The organism is Bradyrhizobium sp. CCGUVB14 (assembly GCF_024199935.1).
GTDB lineage: Bacteria > Pseudomonadota > Alphaproteobacteria > Rhizobiales > Xanthobacteraceae > Bradyrhizobium.
Genome location: NZ_JANADS010000001.1, coordinates 3,375,974 through 3,392,864, shown reverse-complemented (window position 1 = coordinate 3,392,864; position 16,891 = coordinate 3,375,974). Strand labels below are relative to the sequence as shown.

Genomic DNA, 16,891 nt, shown 5'->3' with positions numbered 1-16,891 from the left:
CCTCCCGGCCTGATGCGCGGCATCTAACCGCATCTCGCGGTCGATTGCCATCGGCAGGAGTCTGTGCAGCGGCAAGGAAGGTGCACTCTTCCTTGTCCCCTTGGGGGAGAGGGTGCGCCGTCTACGCGGCGAGCCCTTCGGCGGCAGGCACAGTCGGATCCGCCATCCGCAATTCCCGCGCCAGCACATAGCCGCCGCGATCCTGCTTGGCCCGGTAGAGCGCCCTGTCGGAGCGCGACAGCAGCGCCTCCGCGGTTCGGCCATCGTCCGGCGCGACGGCCACGCCAACGCTCACGCCGAGCTCGATGGCCTGTCCATCGACGTCATAAGGCGCGCTGATCGACTGAACGATACGCTCTGCCATCGCTTCCGCATCACGCGCGGTGCGTTGAACCAGGACGAATTCGTCGCCGCCCATCCGCACCACGAGGTCGTCGGTCGCGGCGATCGCGCCAAGCCGTCCGGCGACCTGCTTCAACAGCGCGTCGCCGACGGGATGACCGAAGCGGTCGTTCGCTTCCTTGAAGCGGTCGAGATCGAGCGTATGGACCGCAATCGCCCCGACCGCGAGCATGGCGGGCAGGTCCGTCGCCAGCGCCGAACGATTGGCTACACCAGTCATCGGATCGACGCGCGACAGCTGCTCGAACTGACGCTTCAGCGTGATCTGGTTGATCGAGGCGTTGAAGCTCAGCCGCACCATCTCGAAGCTCGCGACCACATACATCAGGATCAGGAGCCCGAGCCCGACATGGCGCAGATCAGGCTGCATGAAGGTGACGATCGCGGCGGGCGCGGCGATCGCGATCAGATCGAGCAGCGCCGCGACCGGGCGCAGCGCCAGCCGCGCCACCACACCGGCGCCAAAACCGAAGCCGATGCCGATCGCCATCACGCAGCAGAGCGCATCGCCCAGCACGATGCTGCGCGCGGCAAACAGGCCGAGGATCAGGGCCGTCACGACGGTACCGGCCACATAGCGCCGCTCCCAGCGCGCGCCCTCGGCCCGACCGAGCTGCGGCGCACGGGCGAGGCGGCGACGGAATGCGAAAATCTCGAACAGGCGGACAATGGCCACCACGATGCCGGCGACCGTCAGGGCCGCCGTCACCAGGTCGCCGGTCTCGTAGGTCGTGATGGCGCCCACCATCGCCAGGCAGGCGGCCGCGAGAATGTTGGGCATCGTCGTGCCGTGCAGGCCCGTGATGACTTCCACATAGACGGCGTCGGAAATCGACGCCCGTCCGGATTCCATTCTGTTGAACAACATGCCAGCACCGATCCTCGCGGGCATGTTTCTACCGCAGACCCGTAAAGATCGGTTCCCAGCGCACCGATAGCATTAGAGCGCGCAGGTTTACCGCGCGTTAGCCATGTCGCGCGCCGGCCCTGCTTATTGTTCGAGCATGATCCTTTCGGAAAACCGCTTCACACTTTTCCGGATCAAGCTCAGTGCATGCCCAGCACCCGCGGCAGCCACAGCGTCAGATCGGGCCAATAGGTCACGATGACGAGGAAGCCGAGCATGGTGAGCAGCCACGGCATCACCGCGCCGGCGAGATCGGTGATGCGCATTCGGGCTATCATCGAGGCCACGTAGAGGTTCAAGCCGACAGGCGGATGGCAGAGGCCGACCTCCATGTTGACGTCCATGACGATGCCGAAATGAACGAGGTCGATGCCGAGCTTCTTCGCGGCCGGCGCCAGGATCGGCGCCATGATCAGGATGATCGAGTTCGGCTCCATGAAATTGCCGGCGAGCAGCAGCAGCACGTTGACGACGAGCAGGAAGCCGACCCAGCCGAGATTCTGCGCCGCGATCCAGTCGGCGAGCGTCGCCGGCAGGTTCTCGTTGGAGAGCACGAAGGAGAACAGCACCGCGTTGGTGACGATGTAGAGCAGCATCGCGCTGGTGTTGGCGGCACGCAGCAGCACGCGCGGCACGTCGACCATCTTGATCGCCTTGTAGACGAACACGGCGATGATGAAGGAATAGACCGCGGCCATCGCGGCGGCTTCGGTGGCGGTGAACAGGCCGCTATAGATGCCGCCGATGATGATGACGACCAGCATCAATCCCCAGATGCTCTCGCGGAAAGCGTGGAGGGTCTCGCCCCAGGTCGCCTTCGGCAGCCGCGGATAATCACGCTTGCGCGCGAGCCACCAGGTGACGATGCAGAGCATCGTCGTCAGCAGGATGCCCGGCAACAGACCGGCGACGAACAGCGCGCCGATCGAGGTGTTGGTCGAGACCGCATAGACGATCTTCGGGATCGACGGCAGCATCAGGATGCCGAGCGAGCCGGCGACCGTGATGATGCCGGCGCCGAAGCGCATCGGATAGCCGTGCCGGACCATCTCGGGCAGCACGATGGCGCCGATCGCCGCGACCGTCGCCACGCTCGAGCCGCACACCAGCGCGAACATCGCGCAGGCGACGATGCCGGCAAGACCGAGGCCGCCGTGCCAGTGCCCGATCAGCGAGGTCGCAAAATTGATCATGCGCCGCGCCACGCCGCCATGGGTGAGGAAATTTCCGGCGAGGATGAAGAACGGGATCGCCATGATCTCGAAACCCTCGATGCCCGTGAAGAGCTTCATCGAGACGGCTTCGATCGGCACCGCGGTCAGCGTGAACAGGAACGTCATCACGGTGAGGCCGAGCGCGATCGAGACCGGAATGCCGGTCAGCATCAGCGCGATCAGCAAGGCGAATACGGTCGCCGCGCGCATCCAGTGCGGCAGCACGATGAAGCCGGTCTTCTCGCCGAGGCAGAGCATGAAGATCAGGATCGGCGCCATGATCAGGATCACGCCGAGCGGCGAGACTTTTCGCGCAGCAGCCCTTGTTGCCGCACCGGCGGGCTGCGGATGCAGCGCCGGCGAGCCATCGGCTTCGACGCCCTCGACATGGGTCTCGTCATGATGCGGCAACTCGCCGGTCCAGTAGTAGGACCAGGACACCTGGAGGAAGCGGAAGCACATCAGGCCGGAGCCGAGCGGGATCGCCAGATAGACGAACCACATCGGCGCTTCCAGATCGTTGGATTGCTGCCCGGTGTGGAACATCTCGCGCACGAAGGAGGCGCCGAAGGCGGCGATCATGCCGGTGAACAGCGCGCCGCACAGCAGCGAGAACAGGATGACATGCTTGCGCGAATGCTCGGGCAGGCGGTTGACGAGCAGGTCGACGCCGACATGGATGCCGGTGCGCACGCCATAGGCCGCGCCGAACTTCGCCATCCAGATGAACATGTAGATGCAGAGTTCCTGCGCCCAGGACAGGTCGAGCTCGGACAGGAAGGTGAACACGGCCATCGATGCCGATGCCAGCCAGGTCATGCCGTGCGCGGCGGCCCATCGCGAGAACACGATCGATTCGCCCGCACCGTAACGGTGCACGACGGCGATGAAGATCAGTCCGGTTGCAGCCGCAATGAGCGTCGCGATCAACCATTCTTCGAGATGGTTGAGCCCCTGGTTCAGCACGCGAAGCAAATCAAAGCCCCCCTATCGATGCGAAACGGTCGGGAGTGCGCACACTCCCGACCGTTGGTATTATTCTCCCGGAAACCGCGTCAGTTCATCTTGACGTCGAGTTCCTTGGCGACGAGGTCGAGCACTTCCTGCCCGACCCGGCCTTTGGCCCAGGTGTAAGTCGGCCGCATCGCTTCCTGCCATGCCTTGCGATCGGCGTCGGTCAGATAATGCAGCGTGGTCTTGCCCGCCTTCTTGATCTCGGCCAGCGCGTCCTCGTTTTCCTGATGCGCGATCTGGTTGGTGTATTCGGTCGCTTCCGCCATCGCCTTGTCGAGCTGAGCGCGAATGTCAGGCGGCAGGCCGGACCAGAATTTCGAATTGACGATGACGGCGTATTGCAGATGCGCGTGATAGGACACGGTGATGTCCTTCTGCACCTCGTAGAATTTCTGCGTCAGATAGTTCGATGCGGTGTTCTCGCAGCCGTCGACCACGCCGGTCTGCAGCGCCTGGTAGACTTCCGAGAACGCCATGATCTGCGGGATCGAACCCATCAGGCGGAAATACTGGTCAGCGATCTTGGAGCCGGAGATGCGGAACTTCAGGCCCTTGAAATCCTCCGGCTTCATCAGCGGACGATTCGACGACACCATGTGGAAACCATTGTCCCAGTAGGCGAGACCGGTGATGCCTTTTGCCTCGAGTTTCTGGAACAGCCATTTGCCGACGGTGCCCTTCATCGCCGCCGAATAGGTCGCGTCGTCCTTGAACAGCCAGGGCAGGTCGAGCGCCTCGAATTCCTTGATGCCGAGCGGCGCGAACTTCGCGGTCGAGGGCGCGAGCATCTGCACCGAGCCGAGCTGCAGCGCCTCGATCTCCTCCTTGTCCTTGTAGAGCGAGGAGTTCGGATAGACTTCGATCTTGACCTTGCCGTCGGTGTACTTCTCGGCAAGCTCCTTGAACTTCAGCGCGCCCTTGCCCTTCGGGGTGTCGTTGGCGACGACGTGACTGAACTTGATGACGATCGGGCTCTGGGCTTGAGCAATAGCCGGGGCCAAAGCAAACGCGGCCGCAGCGACCGCGAAGAGCAGTTTGCGCATGAGAAGGACCTCCCCAACAACCTCGGAAACCGGGTTCTTTTTTGTTTTACGGTTTCAGTAGTGGCAGCAATCCCAACCCCGAACAACTAGACCTAAGCCCAATTTGCCGCAGCGAAGCTATGCCGCAGGGAAGCTATCTTGGCGGCCGTCGCATGCGCAACCCGGCGCCCGCTCCGGCCCCGCGAAGCGAGCGCTTATGTCGCATCGCCGAAGAGCATTAACCCTTGCGCTGGGCAACCATGAACAGCCGCCGGAACGGAAACAGCGTCTGGCCCGCCGCATTCTTGGGATAGGCCTTGGCGACTCGCTCGCCATAGGCCGCTTCGAACGCGGCCTTCTCGTCGCCCGCGAGCACGTCGAGATAGCGCGTCAGCCAGGTGCCCTTGGTCCATTCCTTCACGGGATTCTCGCCCTCGAGGACCTGGAGATATTCGGTCTCCCAGATGTCGATATTCTGTGACAGCGGCGCGAGGACGTCGTGATAGAAGGCCGGCCCCTCGACCGGCGGCGGCGTGACGAGGTGCTCGACCTTGGACCGCCACGGCCCGTTCAGGGCGGTCTCGCCGATCAGCACATGCGACGGCGCCAGGAAGTTGCGCGGCATCTGCACCGCAAGCATGCCGCCGGGCGCGACCTTCTCCATCACCGAGGGGAAGAGTGCCGCATGATTGGGCAACCAGTGCAGTGCGGCATTGGAATAGACGACGTCATATTGCTTGGCCGGGCGCCAATGGCCGAGGTCCTCATGCGACCATTCCACGTCCGGCGCGGCTTTGCGCCCGGCGGCAACCATCTCGGCCGAGCCTTCGACGCCGGTCACCGCGGCGGTGGGCCAGCGTTCCTTGATCAGCTTCGTGACATTGCCGGCGCCGGCGCCGAGATCCGCGACCGTGCGCGGGGCGACATCGGGAATCCGCATCAACAGGTCCACTGCGGGCCGGAGCCGGTGGCCGGAGAATTTCAGATATTGCTGCGGATCCCAGACCATCACTCACGCCTTTTCTTTTTCGTGTTTCCTTCGGTGTCGGCCTTGGTTACCACTGCTCGTCCCGGTCGGGCAAATCGCCGCACCCGGGACAGGGCGGAAAACGAACACCAAAAACCAAAGAAGCAATCAAGAGAGCGTGTGACCATGGACCTCGGGCTGAAATCGAAAACCGCTGTCGTCACCGGAGCAAGCATCGGCATCGGCCGCGCCATCGCCAAGGGCCTGGCCGCCGAAGGCGTGCGCGTGGTCGGCGTCGCGCGCCGCACCGACCTGCTGGCCGAGCTGGTGAAGGAGGTCGGCGGCGGGTTGATTACGCCGCTTGAGCAGGACGTGATGGCCAAGGACGCAGCCGAAAAGATCGCCGCGTTCGCGCTGAAAGAACTCGGCCATGTCGACATCCTCATCAACAATGCCGGCGGCAGCCGCCCCCTGCCCGTCGATGCGCCCGACAGCAAATGGGACGAGGCGATCGCGCTGAATTTCACCAGCTACCGCCGCATCGCGCACGCGCTGTTGCCGCAGATGATCGAACGCAAATGGGGCCGCATCGTCAACATCACCGGCAAGTCCGAGCCGGAAGGCCTCAACGCCGCCTTCGCGGCAAAGGCCGCCGTGCACGCCTGGGCCAAGGGCCTGTCGCGCGAGATCGGCGAGCACGGCATCACCATCAACTGCATCCCGCCCGGCCGCATCATGAGCGAGCAGATCCGCCGCAACTATCCGCCGGATTATCGCGAGCGTTTTGCCGAGGAAGAGATTCCTGTCGGCTATTGGGGCGAGCCGGAAGATCTCGCGGCACTCGCGGTGTTTCTGGCCTCACCCGTGGCGCGCTATATCACGGGAACGGTGATCCCGGTCGATGGCGGATTGCGGCGATATCAGTTCTAGCGCGCAGGCCCGACCAAAGTACGCTCACCCCACGCGGCTTGCTGTTCCCAACGCATCGCGCCGCCACGCGCCCGGGCTGACGCCTGTTATCGCGGAGAACACCCGCGTGAAGTGGCTCTGGTTGGCGAAGCCGGCCGAAATCGCAACGTCGGACAGCGACAGGCCGCGCACGCTCATCAAGCTCTTGGCGGTTCGCACGCGGTGATGCAGCAGCCAGCGATACGGCGGCAGGCCGGTCGACGCGCGAAACGCGCGCGAGAAATGGCTGACCGAGAGGCCGAGTTCGGCGGCGATGGCCTGTAACGGCAGCTTGCCGCCGAGATCCGCTTCGAGCTTGTCGCAGGCGCGCGCCAGCTGCCATGGCGCAAGCGCACCGCGGATGGTTTCGGCCTTGTGTCGAAAGCCTCCATAGGCCTGCGCGACGTGGGCGGTCAGCCCCATCATCATGTGATCGATGAAGATCTGGTTGGCCTCATCCGGCCGGCGCAGTGCCTGGCGCAAGGACGCGCCGATATGGCGGACGATGGCATCGTCGTGCCCGACAAGGCTGCAGTCGAGCGTATCGATGCGCCGCGCCCCCGATTGATCGGCAAGGCCGTCGAGCGCCGAACGCGGCACGTAGAAATGCAGCGAGTGAAGCGGCTTGTCGATCACGTAACGCGGGTCGGCCTTGAGATCGTAGATATAGGTCGTGCCGGCGTGAACATCCGTCTTCTTGAAGTGACGGCCCTGCTCCCAGATCTCGCACTCCGGATAGTCGCGCAGCTTCAGGCCGACGAGATAGGCATCTTCCGCGGCAAACGAACCGGAAAGACCGGGCACGGGATTGTCGTTGCGGGTTTCGGTAACCGCGATCTCGGTGCTGCGCAACGAGCGGGTCACCAGCGTGGGCGGCGCTTGCTCTAGGCGGAGGAATTCGCCGAGCCGTTCACCGTAAGCGCCTGTCCTGGTCATCGTCTGTCTCTTCTGTGATGGTCCGAGAGCAGGCCACAGCAACCCGCCAGTTCGAGACCGGTATATCGGCCATCCACCCCTTGCTGTCCACGACCGACGACGTCGCACCCGGCGGGCGCGTAGCTTCGCCCCCGATCGGCCCACATCAAAATTAAGCAATTATTTCAATGCGATCCAGTGAACACCCTGACGACGCGCGGGTGTCATCGAACCGAAACAGGACATCACGACTTTTCACAAACGCACGCGGGCTGCACGCATGCGGCGTCCGCGGAGCAGGATCAGGCAACGCAGGGCAGTTTCAGGAAAGACGCGGATTCTCGCGCCGCCTAAAACCCGCAAATCAACGGTGACGGAACTGCGGCGGATCGCCTTCGAACCCTCGGTTCAACCGTTGCGCAGGGATCACCAGACCGGCCCGTTCCGCCCCGCCATGCGGCGGCTGGCGCCATGATCACGACGTCGCGCCCCCAGCGACGCACCCCCACACGAGCGAAAGTCCATGAGCAAGGTTGTCTTGCGCGAGTCTCCCAACGAAATCCCCGCCGCCTCTCCGGCCCAGCGCGACGCAGCGCCGGCCGGCGACCGGCCCGCTGCCGATGTGGAGATGGCGCGCGTGCTCGGAACGGTGCCGTTTCGCATGGCACTGGATTCCTCCGGCGCCGGGATCGCGCACTGGAAGCACGAGCCGCTGCACGACGTCGTCGAACCCATGAACCATCATGTCATCATGGCCTACAACGGCGCGGTCCAGCGCATGGAGCGGCGGTCCGGACGATCCGTCGCGATCGGGACCTTTCGCCCCGGCGCCGTGATCATCATTCCGGAAGGATCGAGCTCACGGTGGGACATTCCAAAGCCCGTCGACGTCGTTCAGCTCTATCTTCCGCAGGCCACGCTGCAGCGTGTCGCGGACGAAGCCGCCGCGCCGGCCGATCTGCTGGAACGTACCGCGCATCCCGATCCCGTGACGTCGCGATTGCTGCTGAGCGCGGCGGATGTCCTGGAAGGTAATGAGGCGCTGGACACGCTATTCAGGCAGCAGCTGATGGATTTGCTGGCGACACGCCTTCTCGCGGCGCACAGCGGCACGCCGAACGCGATCGCACCGACAAGGGGTGGCCTGGCGCCGAAGACGCTGCTGCGCGCGATCGAGCGGCTGCGCTCGGACAGCGATGCCGACGTCTCGCTCGCGGCACTTGCGGCCGAAGCCGGCCTGTCGCGCTTTCACTTCTGCCGCGCATTCAAGGACAGCACCGGGCTTTCACCGCATGCCTGGCTGCGGCAGCACCGGCTCGAGCAGGCCATGAACATGCTGCGCGACACCGACGCATCCGTCGTCTCGGTCGCGGCCACGCTCGGCTATTCCTCGCAGACCGCCTTTGCCGCCGCGTTTCGAAAGCTCACCGGGGAATCGCCGCGCGATTGGCGGCGGCGCGCGCGTTAGCAGCAATAGCGCTGCAATCGCGTCAATCGCGCTGGGGCATCGGCACATGCGGTTCGCTAGGAATCGTGGCGCCCCCACTCCTGGAATGGAAATTTCAAATGGCCTTGATCAGTTCCGTCAGCCGGATCGCAACCACCTCACGACGAAAGATTCTCGCAACGACGCTTATGTACGCAGCTTCGGTGACTGTCCGCTCCACCTCGGCCGCAGGCAGCGATGTCAAAACCGCGGCGCTCTCGACCGGGAAGAGCGACGTCGCGACCTCCGTCACCACCAGCGACGGCGTCAAGATCTTCTACAAGGACTGGGGACCAAAGTCCGCGCAGCCGATCGTCTTCCATCACGGCTGGCCGCTCAGCGCCGACGACTGGGATGCCCAGATGCTGTTCTTCCTCGCTAGGGGCTTTCGCGTCATCGCGCATGATCGCCGCGGCCATGGCCGCTCGAGCCAGGTCAGCGACGGCCACGACATGGATCATTATGCCGCCGACGTCGCGGCCCTCGTCGAGCATCTCGATCTCCGCAACGCCATCCACATCGGCCACTCCACCGGTGGCGGCGAGGCCGCGCGCTACGTCGCGCGTCACGGCCGGGATCGCGTCGCCAGGCTGGTGCTGATCGGCGCAGTGCCGCCGCTGATGCTGAAGACGGAGTCCAATCCCGGCGGATTGCCGCGCGAGGTGTTCGATGGCTTGCGCCGGCAGCTCGCCGCCGGCAGGTCGCAATTCTATCTCGAATTCGCGAGCGGACCCTTCTACGGCTACAACCGTCCGGGCGCGGAGCCGTCGCAGGCCGCGATCTGGAATTGGTGGCGCCAGGGCATGATGGGCAGCGCCAAGGCCCATTACGAAGGCATCAAGGCCTTCTCCGAGACCGACTTCACCGAAGACCTGAAGGCCATCACCGTGCCGACGCTGGTCCTGCACGGCGGCGACGATCAGATCGTCCCCGTCACGGACTCGGCATTGTTGTCGGCCGGGCTTCTGAAGCACAGCACCTTGAAGATCTACGACCTGCTGCCGCACGGCCTCTGCACGACGCATCCCGACATCATCAACGCCGACTTGCTCAAATTCGTGACGGCGTAGCCCGCGCCCTCATCGCAAACATCTCAACCAAGGAGTCACCCCCCACATGCGTATCGTCATCATCGGCGCCGGCTTCGCCGGCATGTATGCCGCCCTTTCAGCCGCCCGCCTGCGCGACATCCAGGGCGTCTCGCCCGACAAGCTCGAGATCGCGCTCGTTTCGCCGGAGCCGACGCTGGTCGTCCGCCCGCGGCTCTACGAACCGAAGCCCGAAACCCTGACGGCCCCATTGCAGGATGTGCTGAAGGCGATCGACGTCGTCTATATCAAGGGCAGCGCCGAGGCGATCGACACCAAGTCCAAGGTCGTCGAGATCGCCGCCGCGGAAGGCGCCAGGAAGAAGCTGGCCTATGACCGGCTGGTCGTCGCCACCGGCAGCCGCCTGTTCCGCCCGAACGTTCCCGGCCTTGCCGAGCACGGCTTCAGCGTCGACCAGCTCGACGACGCCATCGCGCTCGATCGTCACCTGCACAGCCTGTCGAGCCGCCCGGCCTCGAAGGCGCGCAACACCGTTGTCGTCGCCGGCGGCGGCTTCACCGGCATCGAGGCCGCGACTGAAGTGCCGTCGCGCCTGCGCAAAATTCTCGGCAAGGACGCGGAGTTGCGCGTGGTCATTGTCGACCGCAACCAGGCAATCGCCCCCGACATGGGCGCAGGCCCCCGCCCGATCATCGAGGAGGCCCTGCGCAAGCTCGGCGTCGAGACCAGGCTCGGTGTCGGCGTCGCCTCGCTCGACAAATCCGGCGTCACGCTCTCCAGCGGCGAGCATATCGCATGCGAAACCGTGATCTGGGCCGCCGGCATCCGCGCGGCCCCGCTGACGGCGCAGATCCCCGCCGAGCGCGACCAGTTCGGCCGGCTGCTGGTCGACCGCGATCTGCGCGTGCCATCGGTGGGGGGCGTCTTCGCCACCGGCGATGCCGCGCGGGCCGCGTGTGACGACAACGGCAATTACGCGCTGATGTCGTGTCAGCATGCGACCCGGATGGGCGCCTTCGCCGGCAACAATGCTGCGGCCGAACTGCTCGGCGTTTCGACCAGGCCCTATCACCAGAAAGCCTACGTCACCTGCCTCGACCTCGGCGAAGCCGGCGCGCTTTTTACCCGCGGCTGGGAGCGCACGGTCGAGATGGTCGGCGACGTCGCCAAGAAGACCAAGCAGGAAATCAACACGGTCTGGATCTACCCGCCCAAGGCCGAACGTGCCGCAGCGCTCGCCTCGGCCGATCCCGAGCGCGTCACCGCTCTCTGAGCAACCACCACCCTCGACCTTCAACAGGAGACGAAGATGAATCTGCACAACACGTCCATTGCCTCGAAATCCGAAGAGCTCGTCCCATCACGCTACGCGGTGCGCATCGGCGACATCGACGTTCTGGTGGTCAGCGACGGCGTGCTGCCGCTTCCGACCACGATGCTGGCGCACAACGCCGACCCCGCCGTCCGGGCCAACTGGCTGCACGACATGTTCCTGCCGCCGGATGCTTTCGACTGGGCGCTGAACGCGGTGATGGTGCGAAGCGGCGACAAGACCATCCTCATCGACGCCGGACTGGGCTCCGACCCGGACCTGCACCTGCCGCGGGCGGGTCAGTTGATCAAGCGACTGGAGTCCGCCGGGATTGATCTGGCATCCGTGACCGACCTCGTGCTGACCCACATGCACATGGACCATGTCGGCGGCCTGCTCGTCGACGGCGTGAAGGAGCGGCTGCGCAAGGACCTGCGCATCCACGTGGCGGCGGCCGAGCTCAAGTTCTGGGAGGCGCCCGACTTCACCCACACCAACATGCCGCAGGGTTTCCCGGATGCGCTTCGCGCCGCCGCCAAGCGGTTCGTCAAGGAGTACGGCAGCCAGATTCGTCCCTTCGACGAGCAGCACGAGGTCGCGCCGGGTGTCGTCGTCCGCCGCACCGGCGGCCACACCCCCGGACATAGCGTGGTCCGCGTGGCATCCGGCAACGCAGCACTGACATTCGCCGGCGACGCCGTGTTCACCGTCGGGTTCGACCAGCCCGAATGGCACAACGGTTTTGAGCACGATCCCGAAGAAGCGGCGCGCGTTCGTGTCCGTCTCCTGCGCGAGATCGCAAAGAGCGGCGAGCTGCTGGTGGCCACGCACATGCCGTTCCCGTCCGTCGGACACGTCGCAGTCGCCGGCGACGCCTTCCGCTGGGTGCCGGTGTTCTGGGATTACTGAGCGCACTTGGAGCGAGATCGAACTTGGGCGCGAGCTTACGGAAGACGTGAGCTCGCGCTCCCAATTTGAGAAGTAGACATCTGCCTGCCGGCAATCCCTCATCAATCCGCCGAAACACCCCTAAGACACGGTCGATCTACCATGCATAGCGAACCACGCCCTTGCCGCCATAGCTGCTGGTGACGTTGGAAAACTCGCCCTCGAAGGTCGCGGCCAGTGACCAGCCGTTCAGCCACCGCTTTTCGGCCGACGCGGAAACCAGCGCGGAATCCGGTGCCTGCGCAGCGCCGTTGACCACGAAGCTGGCGCCCGGGACCGCCAGGAAGGTCGCGCCAATCGCGCGATCCGGATTGAAATCATGCGCCCAGGCGACGCGGCTTCGCAGTGTCACTACGCCGTCCGGCATGGCCAGCGACTTGTCGAACCGCACGCCGAGCTCGCTGCGCGGATCGGTGACGCTCTTTGCGCCGTAGGCGAGTGCGAACGCGCCAGCGCCGACAGTGACCGTTTCGGCGTAGGCCGGAAGATCAAAGGTCGTGAATTGCGCGGCGGCATAGGGCGTCACGCCGAGGCCGCTCATCCAGGACGAGACCCATCGATAGCCACCTTCGAGCCGGCCGGAATAGGCGTTTGCCTTGAACTCCGCATGCAGGCGATCGAGCCCGGCCGCCGTCACCGTGCGGTCGGTCGTCACGTCCTGCCAACCATAGGCAAGTGCGGCAGAGACATAAGCCGCGCCGCTGGTGTGGCGAACGTAAGCGCCGGCCTGGAACAGATCGGAACGGCCATAGCCGGACCCCGTCACGCTGAAATTGGTACCGCCGCCGGCGAGCGCGAAGCCCGCGATCGTGTCCGGAGAGAACAGATAGTCAGCACCGACCGCACTCGCGAAAATACGGCTGGCAGCATCATTCGATCCGGTCACAACATTTCCGCTGGTGGTCTGCGAACCGCCGAAGCCAGCGCCCCAAACGCTCCACCGTTGCTCAAACGGGCGAGGCGGCGCCTTGGCGAACATCGCGAATGCGTCGGATCGCCTGGTCGCGGCATAGCTTGCGGCACCCTCGCCGCTTTCGACGAAGCCAGAGGCCGATGCGCTCGCCGCCGAAGAAGCGCGGCGCTCCATGAAAGGATCGGTTAACAGACCGAGGAACATGTCCATGGCGTCGAACGTCGTCTGCTGCGATCGTGTCGCGAGCTCGCCGGAGGCCTGCGTCAATCCGGCCGGCGATAGCTGCGCAAGGCTGACCGGGAGGCTGCCGGTGCTCGCGAAAGCACCGGTCAGGCTGTTGGCGACATTCTGCTGATTGATGTTCAGATCGCCAGCCGCTGAGTAGTTCAGCGCGATATCGAGGTAGACATTGCCAGCGTCGTAGCTCAACGACGTTTGAAGGTTGGACATGTTGGTGACGACCGTCGGCGCAAACGTGCCGGATCGGCTGCCTGCGCTCAGGATCCGGTATTGCCTTGCGACGGAGCCGGAGCGAAACACGGCATCCACGGTCGCACCGCCAAGCGTCGCGGTCCCCGTCACGCTGGTCGAAGATGCGGCCGGGCCGTTGATCTGGACGAAATACATCGCACCGGAGGCGAAGGCGAGATTGCCAGAGATCGCGAGGGTGCCGGTCGGATTGGCCGCGTTGCCGGGCGCCAACGTGCCGCCGCTCGCAATCGTGGTCGTTCCTCCCGAGCCGACGCTGCCGACGCCGGACAACGTTCCCCCCGCATTCACCGTCACCGATGTCGAGCCGATCGAGCCATCGACTTCCAGCGTGCCGCCGTTGACGATGGTCGCTCCGGTGTAGGTGTTGGCCCCACCGAGGACCACAGTGCCATTGGTCGTTTTCGTCAGATCGCCCGCACCGGCAAGGACGCCGTTGACGATACCGGCGCGGACGTCGAACGCGGTCGACGCATTGATCGTCGCCGACGAGGCCAGCATGCCGCCGCTCATCTGGTACGTCGCCGTGATCAAACCGCCGTTCTGGATCGCGCCGCCGGCCTGCGTGACGCCGCCGTTCTGGGTTTGCGTGGTGGTTCCGAGATCGAGCGTGCCGCCATTCACTGCAATGCTGTTGGCGGTGGTGCCGAGCGTTCCGCCGCCGGAGATGACGAGCGATCCCGCGTCGACCGTCGTTCCGCCGGTATAAAGATTGGAGCCGGCCAGCGTGACGGTGCCGCCCGTCGTCTTGACGAGGACCGCAGTGCCGGTGAGCACGCCGCTCACTGTACCCGCCTGCATGTCCAGCATGGTCGAGGCATTGACCGTCGCCGATGAGGCCAGCGTGCCTCCCGTCATTTGATAAGTCGTGGTCGTCAGCAGGCCGTTCTGGATCGTACCGCCGGCCTGGGCGAAGCCACCGTTTTGGATTTGCGTGCTACCGCCGAGATCGAGTGTTCCGCCATTGACGGTCAGGCTGTTTGCGCTGGCGCCGAGATTGCCCGCCCCCGACAGCACGAGCGTTCCGCCATTGATGATCGTGCCGCCGGTATACGTATTTGCACTCTGGATCCTGATCGTGCCGGAGCCCGCGATCGTCAATGATCCCGTGCCCGTGATGACCGAAGCCGCATCGAATCCAAGAGTGGCCGCCGACGATTCCGTCGTGATGACCGTGTTCGCGTTCAAGGACAGGGTGGCACCCTGAAAGTCCGCAACGGTGTTGCTGGTCTGAACATTGATCGCGGCCGTGCCCGCGCTCGTCTGCAAATTGAGCGTGCCGCCGCCAAAAACATAGCCGCTGCCGCCAACCGCGGCATTCAAATTGAGCGTGCCGACCGTGAACGGTCCACCGGTGAGGCTCACGCTGTAGGAAGACGCCACCTGCGTCGCGATGAAAGTCGCCGTCGCGTCGGTCGCGTTCGGCACCGCCGCCGGCGACCAGTTTGCCGCCGTCCCCCAATTGCCTGCATTGACCTGCCAGGTTTGCGCCGCGGCCTCGCCGGTGACCATTAAAGTGGCAGCACCGGCCAGCGCCGTCGCGCCGAACAGCCTCCGCCGGAAGCTGGTTCCGGCATCACCCCTGGTCGTAAAGCTCATTGCGGCAACATCGACATGCTATCGGAGATCGGCGGTTGTGCCGGATCCTCCCGGCCACAGCGGCACGAGAGGAGAAAACCATATCGAGCCGACCGCAACACGGCCTCAACCATTCGGTTGAGGCTCGCCAATATCAGCGCGATATGCGGAATATTGGATTGTTTTCGCCGGTGGCGTTGCAGAAATACATCAACTTGGAAGCGCAGAGCGGCAGGAGCAGCTAACAGAAAAGCGATGCCCGGCTCCGAGCAATTGCTGCATGCTTATTGAGGCCAAACAGCAGCTGCCTGGACTTGGAGAAGCAACGGCGTGTCGTTACGGCGCCCCGGCCCTCTGGTCGAACGCGCTGAGCACGGCGAGCGTCATCGCGGTGACGCCGGTCTGGATGGTCGGCTTCGGCACCGGCGCGAACAGCGGGGAATGATTGCCGGCAAGCGGCGTCCCGCTCTTGTTGGCCGCCGCCCACGCATCCTCCTCGTACACGCCGATATTGAACATCATCAACGGCACGCCGGAGTCACCGAACTCGGAGAAATCCTCACTGGTGGTGTTCGCCGGCGACAGGCTCAGCTTCTCGCCAAACGCCGGCTTCAGCGCCTTCTCGGCAGTCGCGACCAGCGCGGGATCATTGATGACCGCCTTGATGCCCTCGGTGATGACGATGTCAGGTGCCGGCGCGTTCGCCATGGCGGCAACAGCCCTGGCGGTCCGTTCGATTCCATCGCGCATCCTGGCGCGCACCTCCGGCTTGAAGGTCCTGATGGTGCCGCGCAGGACCGCCTCGTCGGGAATGATATTGCTCGAGGTGCCGGCATGAAACGAGCCGATCGAGATGACGCCGGTTTCGGTGGGGTCCTTTTCGCGGCTGATGACGCTCTGCACATCGACCACAAAGCGCGACGCCATCATCACGGGATCGATGGTTGCCTGTGGCACCGCGCCGTGACCGCCGCGGCCTTTGAACCTGATGAAGAGGTCGTCGGCACTGGAAGAGCCAGCCCCGACCCGGTATCTGACGGTGCCGTAGGGAAACGGCTGGTCATGCAGGGCAAAGGCGGCATCCGGCTTGGGAAAGCGAATGAACAGGCCGTCGCTCAGCATCGCCATCGCACCGGCGCCCACTTCCTCGCCGGGCTGGGCGACGAACATCAGCGTTCCCTTCCATCGGTCCTTCAGTCCGACCAGCGTCTTCGCCGTCCCGAGCCAGCTCGCCATGTGGATGTCGTGGCCGCAGCTATGGGCGACGAAGGTTTCGCGCCCCTGCCAATTGGTCTTGTCGTGGCTTGCATAAGGCAGGCCGGTCTTCTCCTCCATCGGGAGCGCATCAAGTTCGGTGCGGACCATGATGGTCGGACCGTCGCCGTTCCTGTAGAGCGCGACCAGCCCGGTCCTGCCGACCTTCTCCGTCACCTCGAAGCCGGCCGCGCGCATCTCGCTTGCGAGCTTTGCGGCGGTCTTCTCCTCCTGGAAAGCGAGTTCGGGATGGGCGTGGATGTCCTTGTAGAGCGCATCGAGCTTTGGATAATCCCGTTCGAACGAAGCCTCGATCGATTGCTTCAGGCTCGCGACGTCAAGCTCGGCATGCGCCGGTGGCGCAAGCAGGACCAGAGCAAAAGCGGCGAACAAGGGCTTTGCAAACTGCATGGTCCGACCCTCCTTGCGTTTGTCTCTCGCTTAGCCGGATCACCACCAGGATGACATCGTGC

12 protein-coding genes and 1 pseudogene are annotated in these 16,891 nt (G+C 64.5%); 5 read left to right on the top strand and 8 right to left on the bottom strand.

The genetic code is table 11. The features are described from left to right. Positions 1-121 precede the first annotated feature (121 nt). From NLM32_RS15730 to NLM32_RS15715, 5 genes and pseudogenes are all read right to left on the bottom strand, one after another. Entirely contained in the window at positions 122-1,270 is a 1,149-nt protein-coding gene (locus NLM32_RS15730; RefSeq protein WP_254129857.1) for a GGDEF domain-containing protein, read from the bottom strand. A gap of 179 nt (positions 1,271-1,449) precedes the next feature. After that, complete coding sequence (locus NLM32_RS46110) at positions 1,450-2,733, bottom strand: TRAP transporter large permease subunit (RefSeq protein WP_309144883.1); 1,284 nt, start codon at positions 2,731-2,733, stop codon at positions 1,450-1,452. Positions 2,734-2,973: 240 nt separating this feature from the next. After that, positions 2,974-3,318: pseudogene (locus NLM32_RS46105) on the bottom strand (TRAP transporter small permease); the annotation flags it as partial. Between the two features lie 260 nt (positions 3,319-3,578). After that, positions 3,579-4,580 (bottom strand): DctP family TRAP transporter solute-binding subunit, encoded by a 1,002-nt coding sequence (locus NLM32_RS15720; RefSeq protein WP_254129856.1) that lies wholly within the window; start codon positions 4,578-4,580, stop codon positions 3,579-3,581. A 217-nt stretch (positions 4,581-4,797) separates the two neighbouring features. Further along, entirely contained in the window at positions 4,798-5,568 is a 771-nt protein-coding gene (locus NLM32_RS15715) for a methyltransferase domain-containing protein (RefSeq protein ID WP_254129855.1), read from the bottom strand. A 144-nt stretch (positions 5,569-5,712) separates the two neighbouring features. Here NLM32_RS15715 and NLM32_RS15710 point away from each other — a divergent pair, with 144 nt between their 5' ends. Then, positions 5,713-6,456, top strand: coding sequence for an SDR family NAD(P)-dependent oxidoreductase (locus NLM32_RS15710; RefSeq protein ID WP_254135314.1), 744 nt, complete (start codon positions 5,713-5,715; stop codon positions 6,454-6,456). Between the two features lie 24 nt (positions 6,457-6,480). On the opposite strand, the gene NLM32_RS15705 is transcribed toward NLM32_RS15710, so the two are convergent. Next, complete coding sequence (locus NLM32_RS15705; RefSeq protein WP_254129854.1) at positions 6,481-7,410, bottom strand: AraC family transcriptional regulator; 930 nt, start codon at positions 7,408-7,410, stop codon at positions 6,481-6,483. A 502-nt stretch (positions 7,411-7,912) separates the two neighbouring features. Between NLM32_RS15705 and NLM32_RS15700 the strand changes: the two genes are divergently transcribed. The 4 genes from NLM32_RS15700 (at position 7,913) to NLM32_RS15685 (ending at position 12,145) form a co-directional block, all read left to right on the top strand. Further along, entirely contained in the window at positions 7,913-8,857 is a 945-nt protein-coding gene (locus NLM32_RS15700) for an AraC family transcriptional regulator (protein WP_254129853.1), read from the top strand. 98 nt (positions 8,858-8,955) lie between these two features. Then, entirely contained in the window at positions 8,956-9,945 is a 990-nt protein-coding gene (locus NLM32_RS15695) for an alpha/beta fold hydrolase (protein WP_254129852.1), read from the top strand. Positions 9,946-9,991: 46 nt separating this feature from the next. Further along, positions 9,992-11,197, top strand: a complete 1,206-nt coding sequence (locus NLM32_RS15690) for an NAD(P)/FAD-dependent oxidoreductase (RefSeq protein WP_254129851.1) — start codon at positions 9,992-9,994, stop codon at positions 11,195-11,197. A gap of 36 nt (positions 11,198-11,233) precedes the next feature. After that, the gene (locus NLM32_RS15685; RefSeq protein WP_254129850.1) at positions 11,234-12,145 is read left to right on the top strand and encodes an MBL fold metallo-hydrolase; all 912 of its coding nucleotides are present in this window, start codon (positions 11,234-11,236) and stop codon (positions 12,143-12,145) included. 136 nt (positions 12,146-12,281) lie between these two features. On the opposite strand, the gene NLM32_RS15680 is transcribed toward NLM32_RS15685, so the two are convergent. Then, the gene (locus NLM32_RS15680) at positions 12,282-15,185 is read right to left on the bottom strand and encodes an autotransporter domain-containing protein (RefSeq protein ID WP_254129849.1); all 2,904 of its coding nucleotides are present in this window, start codon (positions 15,183-15,185) and stop codon (positions 12,282-12,284) included. A gap of 315 nt (positions 15,186-15,500) precedes the next feature. Continuing rightward, positions 15,501-16,829 carry an amidohydrolase gene (locus NLM32_RS15675; protein WP_254129848.1) on the bottom strand — a complete coding sequence of 443 codons (1,329 nt, stop codon included), beginning with the start codon at positions 16,827-16,829 and terminating at the stop codon, positions 15,501-15,503. Between the last annotated feature and the right edge of the window lie 62 nt (positions 16,830-16,891).